Source organism: Streptomyces sp. NPDC059785, from assembly GCF_042732375.1.
Lineage (GTDB): Bacteria > Actinomycetota > Actinomycetes > Streptomycetales > Streptomycetaceae > Streptomyces.
The window spans coordinates 1-13,681 of sequence record NZ_JBHWHV010000113.1 but is presented as its reverse complement, the minus strand read 5'-3'; the positions used below and the strand labels follow the sequence as shown (position 1 = coordinate 13,681).

Sequence of the window (13,681 nt, the reverse complement as noted above, 5' to 3'; positions counted from 1 at the left end):
GCCAACGCCCTTGCCCTGGCGTGCAGTTCGGCAAGCTCGGTTACCCGCTCGGACCAGGCGGGGCGCCGCGTTCTTTTGTTCCGTCCGGAAACAATTTACTCTCGGTTCTGTCCGTGGGACGGTCGATCGGCTGGCCGATCCCCCGGAGCCGGTTAGGCTCATCTCGCGGGGCCGACCGCGGCCCCGTACCTACGCGGGCCGAGCCGTCCCGCGTACCCGCGTCACATCCCAGAAGGAGATGCTCGTGCCGTCCATCGACGTCGTCGTAGCCCGGGAAATCCTGGACTCCCGAGGCAACCCCACGGTCGAGGTCGAGGTCGGCCTCGACGACGGCAGCACCGGCCGTGCCGCCGTCCCGTCCGGCGCCTCCACGGGTGCCTTCGAGGCCATCGAGCTCCGCGACGGCGACCCCAACCGCTACCAGGGCAAGGGCGTCGAGAAGGCCGTCCTCGCGGTCATCGAGCAGATCGGCCCGGAGCTCGTCGGCTACGACGCCACCGAGCAGCGCCTGATCGACCAGGCGATGTTCGACCTGGACGCCACCGACAACAAGGCCTCGCTCGGCGCCAACGCCATCCTCGGCGTCTCCCTCGCTGTCGCGCACGCCGCCTCCGAGGCGTCCGACCTGCCGCTCTTCCGCTACCTGGGCGGCCCGAACGCGCACCTGCTGCCCGTTCCGATGATGAACATCCTGAACGGCGGCTCGCACGCTGACTCCAACGTGGACATCCAGGAGTTCATGATCGCCCCGATCGGCGCGGAGTCCTTCTCCGAGGCGCTGCGCTGGGGCACCGAGGTCTACCACACCCTCAAGAAGGTGCTGAAGACCAAGGGCCTGTCCACCGGTCTCGGCGACGAGGGCGGCTTCGCCCCGAACCTGGACTCTAACCGCGCCGCCCTGGACCTCATCCTCGAGGCCGTCAAGGAAGCCGGTTACGTGCCGGGCGAGCAGATCGCCCTCGCGCTCGACGTCGCCGCCTCCGAGTTCTACAAGGACGGCAAGTACCTCTTCGAGGGCAAGGAGCGCTCCGCCGCCGAGATGACGGAGTACTACGAGGAGCTCGTGGCGGCCTACCCGCTGGTCTCCATCGAGGACCCGCTGTTCGAGGACGACTGGGCCGGCTGGAAGGTCATCACCGACAAGCTCGGCGAGAAGGTCCAGCTCGTCGGCGACGACCTGTTCGTCACCAACCCCGAGCGCCTCGCCCGCGGCATCGAGGACGGCGCCGCCAACGCCCTGCTGGTCAAGGTCAACCAGATCGGCTCGCTGACCGAGACCCTGGACGCCGTCGAGCTGGCCCAGCGCAACGGCTTCAAGTGCATGATGTCCCACCGCTCCGGCGAGACCGAGGACGTCACCATCGCCGACCTGGCCGTCGCCACCAACTGCGGCCAGATCAAGACCGGCGCCCCGGCCCGCTCCGAGCGCGTCGCCAAGTACAACCAGCTGCTGCGCATCGAGGAGATCCTCGACGACGCCGCGGTGTACGCCGGCCGCTCCGCCTTCCCGCGGTTCCGCGGCGAGGCCGCCAAGGGCTGACCCCGCCAGGGTCAAGCGACCGCCAGTCGTACGTACGTCCCCGCACCCGGTCCCGTACCGTGTGCGGGGACGTACGCACGTGACGGGCTTGTGCCGGGGAGGCGGGACTCATGGCCGTGAAGGACCGGGACCGGTTCTCCACCACGACCAGACTGCGGTTGCTCGGCGAGCAGACCGCGGCCCGGGTCTACCGCTCGCAGACCAGACGGCAGGCCCGCCGCTCCCGGCTGACCGGCCGGGCCGCGCTCCTCGCCCTGGTCCTGTGCTCCCTGGTGGTGGCCCTCGCGTACCCGATGCGGCAGTACGTGTCCCAGCGCGCCCAGATCGCCGACTACCAGCGCCAGCAGGAGGAGGCCCGGCGGCGCGTGGAGGACTTGCGGGACCTCAAGGCGCGCTGGCAGGACGACGCGTACGCGGAGCAGCAGATCCGGCAGCGGCTGCATTACGTGATGCCGGGCGAGACCGGCTTCATCGTGATCGACCCGGCCGCGGCGAAGCAGTCCCGCGCCGACCTGGGCGCCGCCGCCCGCCCCTGGTACGCCAACCTCTGGGAGGGCGTCGACAAGTCCGACCGGGCCGTCCGCGCGACCCGTGCCGATTCCTCCGGCCGCTCCGGCAAGTAATCGCTCCCGAATCGCTCTGATCAGAAAGACAATGACGCACCGCATGGACACGCCCCCGCCGCCCACCCCGCGCACCGAGCCCACCGACGCGGACATCGAGGCGTTCGAGCAGCAGCTCGGCCGGCCGCCGCGCGGGCTGCGCGCGATCGCGCACCGCTGCCCCTGCGGTCAGCCCGACGTGGTGGAGACGGCGCCCCGCCTGCCCGACGGCACGCCGTTCCCGACGACGTACTACCTGACGTGCCCGCGGGCCGCCTCCGCGATCGGCACGCTTGAGGCGAACGGCGTCATGAAGGAGATGACGGAGCGGCTGGCCACCGATCCCGAGCTGGCCGCCGCCTACCGGGCCGCCCACGAGGACTACATCGCCCGCCGCGACGCCATCGAGGTGCTGGAGAACTTCCCCAGCGCGGGCGGCATGCCGGACCGGGTGAAGTGCCTGCACGTCCTCGTGGCCCACTCGCTGGCGGCGGGCCCCGGGGTGAACCCGCTGGGCGACGAGGCCATCGCGATGCTGCCCGAGTGGTGGCGCAAGGGCCCCTGCGTGGTCCCGGCCGCCCCCACCGGGGACTGATGCGGCCGCGCCCGCACCTGCCCCACGCCGCCTCGCCCGCCCGCTGCACCACCGAGACAGGAGACCAGAGGCCATGACCAGGGTCGCCGCGATCGACTGCGGTACCAACTCCATCCGTCTGCTCGTCGCCGACGCCGACCCGGCGACCGGTGAACTCGTCGACCTGGACCGCAGGATGACCATCGTGCGGCTCGGGCAGGGCGTGGACCGCACCGGGCGGCTCGCGCCCGAGGCCCTCGAGCGGACCTTCGCGGCCTGCCGCGAGTACGCGGGGATCATCAAGGAGCACGGCGCGGAGCGGCTGCGCTTCGTGGCCACCTCCGCCTCACGCGACGCGGAGAACCGCGAGGAGTTCGTCCGCGGGGTGCTGGACATCCTCGGCGTCGAGCCGGAGGTCGTCACCGGCGACCAGGAGGCGGAGCTGTCCTTCACCGGCGCGACCAGGGAACTGGCCGGGCGCGACGACCTCGACAAGCCGTTTCTGGTGACGGACATCGGCGGCGGCTCCACGGAGCTGGTGGTGGGCGAGGCGCACGTGCGCGCCGCACGCTCGGTGGACATCGGCTGCGTACGGATGACGGAGCGGCACCTGGTGCGCGACGGCGCGGTCACCGACCCGCCCACGCGCGAGCAGGCCGAGGCGATCCGCGCCGACATCGAGGCGGCCCTCGACCTCGCCGAGAAGACGGTCCCGCTGCGCGAGGCCCGCACCCTGGTCGGCCTCGCCGGGTCGGTCACCACCGTCTCGGCGATCGCGCAGGACCTGCCCGAGTACGACTCCGCCGCGATCCACCACTCCAGGATCCCGCTGGCCCGCGTCCGCGAGATCACCGAATGGCTGCTCGCCTCCACACACGCCGAGCGCGCCGCGATCCCCTCGATGCACCCGGGCCGGGTCGACGTGATCGGCGCGGGCGCCCTGGTGCTGCTGGCGATCATGGAACGGATGGGCGCGGACGAGGTGATCGTCAGCGAGCACGACATCCTCGACGGCATCGCGTTCGGGCTGGCGGAGGAGGACCGGTAGGGCCCTGCCGGGCGGGGTGTTCCGCACCTCGCCTGAGCAGGCGTGACGACGTATGAGCGGGTCCGAGGGGCCTCGTAGAGTCCCTCGGTGACGCGCCGTCGGAAACCTTCGTGAAGTTCTTCACAAGGAAATCGGCCCTGCTGGACGCGGATTGCGTCTTCCGGGTCTCCGGAGGCGGCTCAGGGGCCTCACGGGGGTGCTCACGCGAGCACTCGGCGGGCGCCGCGCAGCGGTCGCGCAAGGGGCCGAACGGGGCCTCCGAAGGACCGGATCGGCAGCTCACGGGCCCTTGACAACGCTCCGGGCGCCACGGTGGTTCCCCGTTGATGTCATGACCTGGGTCACGCGAGCCGCGCAGTGTAGCAGAGGCCCCACCCAAGCTTGTGAAGGGGCGCACGAGCACCCCGTGGGGACCAGGTGGATACTCGATTGCATGAGCACCACGGAGCGTCCCAGGATCCTCGTAGTAGGCGGTGGGTACGTAGGCCTGTACGCAGCTCGGCGCATCCTCAAGAAGATGCGCTACGGCGAGGCGACCGTCACGGTCGTCGACCCCCGGTCGTACATGACCTACCAGCCCTTCCTCCCCGAAGCCGCCGCCGGCAGCATCTCGCCTCGGCACGTCGTCGTCCCGCTGCGGCGCGTCCTGCCCAAGGCGGAAGTGCTGACCGGCCGGGTCACGACCATCGACCAGGACCGCAAGGTCGCCACCGTCGCCCCGCTCGTGGGCGAGGCGTACGAGCTGCCCTTCGACTACCTCGTCATCGCGATGGGCGCGGTCTCCCGCACCTTCCCGATCCCCGGCCTCGCCGAGCAGGGCATCGGCATGAAGGGCATCGAGGAGTCCATCGGCCTGCGCAACCACGTCCTCGAGCAGCTCGACAAGGCCGACTCCACGACCGACGAGAGCGTCCGCCGCAAGGCGCTGACCTTCGTCTTCATCGGCGGCGGCTTCGCGGGTGCGGAGACCGTCGGCGAGGTCGAGGACATGGCCCGCGACGCGGCCAAGTACTACACCAACGTCTCCCGTGAGGACATGCGGTTCGTCCTGGTCGACGCCGCCGACAAGATCCTGCCCGAGGTCGGCCCCAAGCTCGGCCAGTACGGCAAGGAGCACCTGGAGAGCCGCGGGGTCGAGGTCTACCTCTCCACCTCCATGGACTCCTGCGTCGACGGCCACGTCGTGCTGAAGAACGGGCTCGAGGTCGACTCCAGCACGATCGTGTGGACGGCCGGCGTCAAGCCGAACCCGGTGCTGTCCCGCTTCGGTCTGCCGCTCGGCCCGCGCGGTCACGTGGACACCCGGCCCACCCTCCAGGTGCAGGGCACGGACTACATCTGGGCCGCCGGCGACAACGCGCAGGTCCCGGACCTCGCCGCCCGCAAGGCCGGCGTGGAGAACGCCTGGTGCCCGCCGAACGCCCAGCACGCGCTGCGCCAGGCCAAGGTCCTCGGTGACAACGTCGTCTCCGGTATGCGGGGCTTCCCGCAGAAGGAGTACTCGCACGCCAACAAGGGTGCGGTGGCGGGTCTCGGCCTGCACAAGGGCGTCGCCATGATCGTCATGGGCAAGATGAAGATCAAGGTAAAGGGCCGCCTCGCCTGGTACATGCACCGTGGCTACCACGGTCTGGCGATGCCGACCTGGAACCGGAAGATCCGCGTCTTCGCCGACTGGACGCTCGGCATGTTCCTCAAGCGCGAGGTCGTCTCGCTCGGTGCCATCGAGTCGCCGCGCGAGGAGTTCTACGAGGCCGCGAAGCCGGCGCCGAAGGTGGCCCAGTCCGCCGAGGCGCAGCTCCCGCCGGTCAAGCCGGCGGAGGGTGCCGAGAAGGCCGAGAAGGCCAAGGCGTCCTGACCTCCGGTCGGACTTTTCCGGTCGCCGACCGGCCCGAAGGGGCTTCCCGCCATCCGTGGTGCGGGAGGCTCCTTCGGCGTTTCCGGGGGATCCTCGGGTGGCCTGGCCGCGAGGCTCTCGGGTGCCCCGGCCGCGAGGGGGCGCGAGGCGCTTGGGTGTCCCCGGGTGCGAGGGGGCGCGAGGTGCTCGGGCGTCCGCGGGTGCGAGGGGGCGCGAGGTGCTTGGGTGTCCCCGGGTGCGAGGGGGCGCGCTTCGGCCGCCCCGCGAGCGCCACTCCGCAAACCACATGGTGCCTACAACTATTTTGCCCAGTCGTAACGCGGGTGAGGGACTGCGCGCCGGGTCGGTTGGTGTTTACGTGGTGTTGGACGTTCCGGGATCCGTTGTCACGGAGGTGTGGCCATGCCCGACGCCGCGCTGCGGTTGAAGAGCCTGTTCGAGCAATTGCTGGGGGGTCCGCTCCCGGTGCGCGTGCGCGCCTGGGACGGTTCGGAGGCCGGTCCGCCCGGCGCCCCCGCGCTCGTCGTCAGGAACCGCCGTGCCCTGCGCAGGCTGCTGTGGAAGCCGGGGGAGCTGGGCCTCGCGCGCGGCTGGGTCTCCGGCGACCTCGGCGTGGAGGGAGACCTGTACGAGGCCCTGGACCTGATGGTCGGGCTCGTGTGGGAGAAGGACGGGGACGGCGCCGGTCTGCGGCAGACACTGCTCGACCCCGACGCGCGCGCCGCCGCCTGGGGCCTGCTCCGGATGGCCGGACCGCCGTGGCCGCCGGCGCCGCCCCGCGAGGAGGCGCGCCCCCACCGCCACCTGCACACCAAACGCAGCGACAAACGCGCGATCAGCCACCATTACGACGTGGGCAACGACTTCTACGAGCTCGTCCTCGGCCCGTCCATGGTCTACTCCTGCGCCTACTGGCAGGACGGTGGAACCCTGGAGGAGGCTCAGCGCGACAAGCTCGAACTCATCAGCAGAAAGCTGGAGTTGACGCCCGGACAGCGGCTGCTCGACGTCGGCTGCGGCTGGGGCTCGATGGCCGTGCACGCCGCCCGCGAGCACGGCGTGAGCGTCGTCGGCGTCACGCTGTCGCAGGAACAGGCCGCGTACGCCCGTAAGCGGGTCGCCGACGAGGGGCTCACCGACCGGATCGAGATCCGGGTGCAGGACTACCGGGACGTCGCCGACGGCCCCTACGACGCGATCTCCTCCATCGGCATGGCCGAGCACGTCGGCGCCGAACGCTATCTGGAGTACGCCCAGGACCTGTACGGCCTGCTCAAGCCCGGCGGCCGGCTGCTCAACCACCAGATCGCCCGGCGCCCGCAGAGCGACGAGACGGGCTACAGCGTGGACGAGTTCATCGACGCCTACGTCTTCCCGGACGGTGAGCTGGCGCCGCTGGGCACCACGGTGACGCAGCTGGAGCGGGCCGGGTTCGAGGTGCGTGACGTGGAGTCGATCCGCGAGCACTACGCGCGCACCCTGCGCCGCTGGGTCGCCGACCTGGAGGCGCAGTGGGTCCGCGCCGTCCGGCTGACCAGCCCCGGGCGCGCCCGCGTCTGGCGCCTGTACATGGCGGCCAGTGCCCTTGCCTTCGAGCGCAACCGCATCGGCGTCAACCAGGTCCTCGCCGTACGGACCCCCGAGTCCGGGGCCTCCGGGATGCCGCTGCGCGCCCGCACCTGGAACGTGCCCGCGTGACGGACGGCGGGGCGCGTACGGCACATGCCGTACGGCCCCGCCTCTTTCGCTTCCCGGCTACTCCGCCTTGATCGCCGAGAGCATGTTCAGGCGGGCCGCCCGGCGGGCCGGCCACAGCGCCGCCAGGATGCCGACCGCCGCCGCCATCAGCAGGAAGATCCCCATCCGGCCCCAGGGCAGGATCAGCTCATACGTGTCGATCTTCGTGCCGATCAGGCGGCCGACCGCCCAGCCGAAGAACACGCCGAGGCCGATGCCGAGCACGCCGCCGAAGAGCGAGATGACCAGCGACTCCAGGCGCACCATCCGCTTGATGCCCCGGCGGTCCAGGCCGATCGCGCGGAGCATCCCGATCTCCTGGGAGCGCTCGAATACCGACATGGCGAGGGTGTTGATGACGCCGAGCACCGCGACGAGGACGGCCATCGCGAGCAGTCCGTAGAGCATGTTCAGCATCAGCGTGAACATCTGCGCGATGCCGTTGGAGATGTCCTGCTTGTCCTGGACTTGAAGGACCGGGTTGTCGCCGAGCGCCTTCTCCAGCCGGTCCTTGGCCGCGTCCGAGGCACCGCCGGACATCTTCACCATGACCTGCATGTCGTACGGGTCCTTGGTGTGCGGGGTCAGCGTGGCGTTGTCCATCATGATGCCGCGCACCATCTCGTTGCCCTGGTAGACACCGGAGACCGTCAGGTCGGCCTTCTCGCCGTCGTCGTAGGTGACCTCGAAGTGCGAGCCGGCCTTCCAGTGGTAGCTCTTCGCGGTGTCCTCGTCGACGACCACCGACGTGCCGCCGACCTTGTAGGTGCCGTCGGTGACGGGCAGGTCGGTGAGGGAGCCGATGGCGCGGCCGTTGACGCCGGTCAGGTTGTCGTAGTCGCCGTCGATGTGGACGCTCGCGTTGCGCAGCGGGCTGACGGCGGTGACCCCGTCGGCGCCGGTGAGCTTCTTCTCGACGTCGGGCGAGAGCGAGTAGCCGTTGGCCATCGAGACGACGTAGTCGGCCTTGAGCGCGGAGGACGCCATCTTGTCGATCGCCGTCTGGAGGCTGCCGGCCATCACCGTCATACCGGTGATCAGGGTGAGGCCGATCATGAGGGCCGAGGCGGTGGCGGCGGTACGGCGCGGGTTGCGCACCGAGTTCTGCCGGGCCAGCTTGCCGGAGACGCCGAAGGCGCGCAGCACCGGCGCCGCCGCGGCGATCAGCGGACGCGACAGCAGCGGCGTGAGGATGAAGACGCCGATGACCAGCAGGACCGCGCCGAGACCCATCGGCGCCTGGGCGTCGTCGGCGTCCATGGTGGTGGCGTAGAGGATCACCGCTGTGCCCGCTCCGGAGAACAGGGCACCCAGGGTGTTGCGCAGCACCAGGGACTTGGTGGTCGCCTTGGCGTGCAGGCTGTTCATCGCGGCGACCGGCGGGATCTTCGCGGCCCGGCGGCCGGGCAGCCACGCGGCCAGCATGGTGATCAGGATGCCGACCAGCAGGGCGCTGACCACGGTGCCCGGCGAGATCACCAGCGGCCCGTCGGGGACGGTGTTGCCGAACGAGCCCACCAGGGAGCGCATCCCGGCGCCGATGCCGATGCCGACGACCAGGCCCACGACGGCCGCGACCGTGCCGACCACGAACGCCTCGACGAGCACGGAGCGCGTGACCTGCCTGCGGGTGGCGCCGACGGCCCGCAGCAGCGCGAGCTCCTTGGTGCGCTGGGCGACCAGCATGGTGAAGGTGTTGGCGATGATGAAGGTGCCGACGAAGAGCGCGATGCCGGCGAAGACCAGCAGGGCCGTCCTCATGCTGCTCATCGACTGGGCGATCCACTTGGCCTGCTCGTCGGCGAGCTCCTTGCCGGTGGTGGTGGAGCCGACGTCCTCGGGGACGACCTTGTCGAGCGCGGCGCGCAGCTCGTTCTGGCTGGTGCCGGCCGCGGCCTTCACATCGATCTCGTCGAAGGTGGCGCCCTTGTCGAAGAGCTTCTGCGCGGTCGCCGTGTCGAAGAGGGCGAGGCTGCCGCCCGCGGAGACGTTGCCGTCGTCGGTGGTGAAGATGCCGCTGATGACGGGTTCGAGGACCGGTCCGTCGACGGAGAGCCGTACGGTGTCGCCGACCTTGTACCCGGTCCGCTTCGCGGTCTCCGCGTCGATGGCCACCTGGTCGGCACCCTTGGGCGCGGAGCCGTCGGCCAGCGGGTAGCGCGGGTCGTCGTCGCCCCAGTAGTTGCCGCCCCGCGACTGGAAGCCGCTGCCGACCAGCTTGCCGTCCTTGTCCGCGAGGCCGGTGAAGCCGTCGACGACGCCGACGGCCCGCTCGGCGCCCGGCACCTGGGCCGCCTTGTCGAGCAGGGCTTGCGTCAGTACGGGGTCCTCGGCGTCGTCGTCCGCCGCGGACTCCGGCTGGATGGCGACGTCGACCTGGTCGAATCCCTTGGCGGAGCTCTTCTGGTAGGCGTCGGAGACGGTGTTGGTGAAGACCAGGGTGCCGGACACGAACGCCACGCCCAGCATCACGGCGAGGACGGTCATCAGCAGCCTGGCCTTGTGCGCGAAGACGTTGCGCAAGGCGGTACGGAACATGGGGTTTCTCAGTCCAGACGTACGAGGAGGAGTTCTCGGGCGGGCGAGCGGCGCGGCTCAGCTCGTACGGCCCTTGGCGTCGAACTGCTTCATGCGGTCCAGGACCACGTCCGCGGTGGGCCGGTGCACCTCGTCCACGATCCGGCCGTCGGCGAGGAAGACCACGCGGTCCGCGTAGGCGGCGGCCACCGGGTCGTGGGTGACCATGACGACGGTCTGGCCCAGCTCGCGCACCGAGTTGCGCAGGAAGCCGAGGACCTCGGCGCCGGAGCGGGAGTCGAGGTTGCCGGTCGGCTCGTCACCGAAGATGATCTCGGGCTTGGAGGCGAGCGCGCGGGCCACGGCGACGCGCTGCTGCTGGCCGCCGGAGAGCTCGGAGGGCCGGTGCTTGAGGCGGTCGGTCAGACCGACCATGCCGATCACGTTGTCGAGCCACTGCTGGTCCGGCTTGCGGCCCGCGATGTCCATGGGAAGCGTGATGTTCTCCAGAGCGGTCAGCGTCGGCAGCAGGTTGAACGCCTGGAAGATGAAGCCGATCTTGTCCCGGCGGAGCTTGGTGAGCTGCTTGTCCTTGAGCGAGCCCAGCTCGGTGTCGCCGATGCGCACGGAGCCGGAGGAGAAGGTGTCCAGGCCCGCCACGCAGTGCATCAGCGTGGACTTGCCGGAGCCGGAGGGACCCATGATCGCGGTGAACTCGGCCTGCCGGAAGTCGACGGAGACCCGGTCGAGGGCGACCACCTGGGTCTCGCCCTGTCCGTAGATCTTCGACAGTTCCGTGGCACGGGCGGCCACCGCGGTGGTTCGGTCGGCGAGGTGGGTGGTGGTCACGGAAGAGCGCTCCTGTCGGGACGGGGTGTGGGGGACCCGTCCATCCTCACGGCCGCGCCGGGCCGTGTAGTCAGCCGCAGTTCCGGTTCTGGGGGGCGACTCCGGTCGGACCGCGCAGGGCCGCCTCATACCTGGGGATGACGGCCGCCCCTGAGGCCGTCCCCGGGGACGCGGCTGAGGGGCGATCAGCTCGACGCCGGGGTACGGCAAGCGTTCGGGCGGTGAAATTCCGTCATTCCGCACACGCGGCCCCGCATGCCCCGGAAGGCTATTGGCAAGTGCGGATGGCCCGCACCCAGTGCTGATGCACCCTCAGACGTCAATAAAATAAGACAACATCGGGTCGCCTCTCCGCTGTTCGGGGGATGCGTCCCGATAGGCTCGGAACACTCGATGCGGAGCCCATGGCTTGCCCAGATGGTGGAATGCAGACACGGCGAGCTTAAACCTCGCTGCCCTTCGCGGGCGTACCGGTTCAAGTCCGGTTCTGGGCACCTCCGAGCGTCGCGCGGCCCGGACCCCGCTGCCGCGTCGGAGACCGTGCCCTCCGTCTTCCCCGTACTCCGGGATTCACCCATTGACAGCCGTCCTGTGCCGTCGGAAACTCACGGGAGGAAAGTGGTGAAGTAAATTTCACCAGGCGAACGCAAAGGGGCGTGCCGATGCGAACCACCGTCGGGATCATCGGGGCAGGACCGGCCGGACTGCTGCTGGCGCGGCTGCTGCACAACGCGGGCATCGAGTCGGTGGTCCTGGAGAGCCGCGACCGTACGTACGTGGAGCAGCGCCAGCGCGCCGGCATCCTGGAGCAGGGCACGGTCGACGTACTGCGCGCCGCCGGGGCCGCCGAACGCATGGACCGCGAGGGGCTGCGGCACGACGGCATCGAGCTGCGCTTCGCGGGCGAACGCCACCGCGTCGACTTCCCCGCCCTGACCGGCGGCAGCTCCGTGATGGTGTACGCGCAGACCGAGGTCTGCAAGGATCTGATCGCGCTCCAGCTCAAGGAGGGCGGACCGCTGCTCTTCGAGGCCGAGGCGCTGGCCGTCGAGGGCGCCGACAGCGACTCCCCGAAGATCCGCTTCCGGTACGAGGGCCGCGAGGACGTCCTGGAGTGCGACTGGGTCGTCGGCTGCGACGGCTTCTGGGGCGTCGCCCGCAAGGCCTTCCCCGCGGCGCTCTCCCGCGTCTTCGAGCGCACGTACCCCTTCGGCTGGCTCGGCATCCTCGCCGACGTCGCCCCCTCCCACGACGAGCTGGTCTACGCCCGCCACGAGCGCGGCTTCGCCCTGCTCAGCATGCGCTCGCCCACGGTCTCCCGGCTCTACCTCCAGGTGCCCGAGGGCACGGACGCCGAGGCGTGGAGCGACGACGACATCTGGGCCGAGCTGGAGCGGCGCTTCGAGACGCACGACGACTGGCGCCTGGAGCGCGGCCCGATCACCCAGAAGTCCGTCACCCCCATGCGCTCCTACGTCCACGAGCCGATGCGGCACGGCCGGCTCTTCCTGGCCGGTGACGCGGCCCACATCGTGCCGCCGACCGGTGCCAAGGGACTGAACCTGGCGGTCGGGGACGTCGTCACCTTCGCCCGCGCGCTGACGCACCTGCGCGAGACCGGCTCGGCCGAACGCCTGGACGCCTACTCCGCGACCTGTCTGCGCCGCATCTGGCAGGCCGAACGGTTCTCGTACGACATGACCACCCTGCTGCACCGGGCCCCCGACGCCACCCCCTTCGACGAGCGCATCCAGCTCGCCCGGCTGCGGCGGCTCACCACCTCGCCCGCGGCCCTGGCCGACCTGGCCGACGGGTACACGGGGTTCCCCCTGGAATGAGCGGGTACCGGGGTCGCGTTACGGCTTCGTACCAGTCCCCACCGGGCGGGACACACGGAGAACGCAGACGTAATGTGACGTGACAAGGGAAAGATCCTCCCCAAGCACGAGGGTCTTTCCTTTGCCTACCTATTACTCTTGAGCCAAGGCCACGCAGGGTGGCCATGGAGGAGTGAAATGAGGAGCAGCAACCCGGTCTTCTCGCGACGGGGGTTCAGCCGCGACAACGGCTACGCGGGCTTCAACGCGGCGCCGCAGGCCGGGGGAGCCGCTGTCGGCACGCAGGGCAACCCGTACGCCCAGCAGGGCGGCAACCCCTACGCGCAGAACCCCTACGCCCAGAACCCGTACGCGCAGCAGGGCGTCCAGCCCGGCGCTCCGCCGCAGGCGCCGGTCTCCACCGGCCGCATGACGATGGACGACGTGATCGCGCGCACGGCCACCACGCTCGGTGTGCTCGTCGTCACCGCCGCCCTCGCCTGGGCGCTGCTGCCGGTCGACGACGCGAACATCAACCGTTCGTACGGCATCGGCATCGGCGCCGCGCTCATCGCGATGGTGCTCGGCCTCGTCCAGTCCTTCAAGCGCAAGGCGTCCCCGCCGCTGATCCTGGCGTACGCGGCGCTCGAGGGCGTGTTCCTCGGCGTCATCTCCAGCGTCGTCGACAACCGGATCGCGAGCGGCGCGGCCATGCAGGCCGTGCTCGGCACCATGGCGGTCTTCGCCGCCGTGCTCGTGGCGTACAAGGCGGGCTGGATCCGCGTCAACCGCCGCTTCTACGGCTTCGTGATGGCGGCCGCGCTCGGCTTCGTCCTGCTGATGGCGGTGAACCTGCTGTTCGCCGTCTTCGGCGGCGGTGACGGTCTCGGCTTCCGCAGCGGCGGCCTCGGCATCATGTTCGGCATCATCGGTGTGCTGCTCGGCGCCTGCTTCCTGGCGCTGGACTTCAAGCAGATCGAGGACGGCGTGGCCTACGGTGCCCCGCGCGAGGAGGCCTGGCTCGGCGCCTTCGGCCTCACGCTGACGCTGGTCTGGATCTACCTGGAGTTCCTGCGGCTCATCGCGATCCTGCAGAGCGACAACTGACCAGGTCCGGCCGGCCGCGCCCGCGGCCGGCC

General features: G+C 70.5%; 10 protein-coding genes and 1 tRNA gene. 9 read left to right on the top strand and 2 right to left on the bottom strand.

The features are described from left to right. Positions 1-238: 238 nt before the first annotated feature. From eno to ACFV6E_RS42110, 6 genes are all read left to right on the top strand, one after another. Positions 239-1,540, top strand: a complete 1,302-nt coding sequence (gene eno, locus ACFV6E_RS42135) for a phosphopyruvate hydratase (protein ID WP_385177656.1) — start codon at positions 239-241, stop codon at positions 1,538-1,540. A gap of 110 nt (positions 1,541-1,650) precedes the next feature. After that, entirely contained in the window at positions 1,651-2,163 is a 513-nt protein-coding gene (locus ACFV6E_RS42130; protein WP_385177654.1) for a septum formation initiator family protein, read from the top strand. Positions 2,164-2,206: 43 nt separating this feature from the next. Further along, positions 2,207-2,737 (top strand): DUF501 domain-containing protein, encoded by a 531-nt coding sequence (locus ACFV6E_RS42125; protein WP_385468998.1) that lies wholly within the window; start codon positions 2,207-2,209, stop codon positions 2,735-2,737. Between the two features lie 73 nt (positions 2,738-2,810). Further along, the gene (locus ACFV6E_RS42120; protein ID WP_385468995.1) at positions 2,811-3,764 is read left to right on the top strand and encodes an exopolyphosphatase; all 954 of its coding nucleotides are present in this window, start codon (positions 2,811-2,813) and stop codon (positions 3,762-3,764) included. 433 nt (positions 3,765-4,197) lie between these two features. Continuing rightward, positions 4,198-5,622, top strand: coding sequence for an NAD(P)/FAD-dependent oxidoreductase (locus ACFV6E_RS42115; RefSeq protein WP_385177648.1), 1,425 nt, complete (start codon positions 4,198-4,200; stop codon positions 5,620-5,622). Positions 5,623-6,024: 402 nt separating this feature from the next. Next, complete coding sequence (locus ACFV6E_RS42110) at positions 6,025-7,320, top strand: class I SAM-dependent methyltransferase (RefSeq protein ID WP_385468992.1); 1,296 nt, start codon at positions 6,025-6,027, stop codon at positions 7,318-7,320. Between the two features lie 57 nt (positions 7,321-7,377). On the opposite strand, the gene ACFV6E_RS42105 is transcribed toward ACFV6E_RS42110, so the two are convergent. After that, positions 7,378-9,897, bottom strand: coding sequence for an ABC transporter permease (locus tag ACFV6E_RS42105; protein WP_385468989.1), 2,520 nt, complete (start codon positions 9,895-9,897; stop codon positions 7,378-7,380). Between the two features lie 57 nt (positions 9,898-9,954). Continuing rightward, entirely contained in the window at positions 9,955-10,725 is a 771-nt protein-coding gene (locus ACFV6E_RS42100; protein WP_385177308.1) for an ABC transporter ATP-binding protein, read from the bottom strand. Positions 10,726-11,136: 411 nt separating this feature from the next. Between ACFV6E_RS42100 and ACFV6E_RS42095 the strand changes: the two genes are divergently transcribed. The 3 genes from ACFV6E_RS42095 (at position 11,137) to ACFV6E_RS42085 (ending at position 13,649) form a co-directional block, all read left to right on the top strand. Continuing rightward, positions 11,137-11,219 (top strand) — tRNA-Leu (locus ACFV6E_RS42095). Positions 11,220-11,387: 168 nt separating this feature from the next. Beyond that, on the top strand, positions 11,388-12,563 hold the full coding sequence (locus tag ACFV6E_RS42090) for a 4-hydroxybenzoate 3-monooxygenase (protein WP_385468986.1): 1,176 nt from the start codon (positions 11,388-11,390) through the stop codon (positions 12,561-12,563). Positions 12,564-12,740: 177 nt separating this feature from the next. Then, positions 12,741-13,649, top strand: a complete 909-nt coding sequence (locus ACFV6E_RS42085) for a Bax inhibitor-1/YccA family protein (RefSeq protein ID WP_385468983.1) — start codon at positions 12,741-12,743, stop codon at positions 13,647-13,649. Positions 13,650-13,681: the final 32 nt, after the last annotated feature.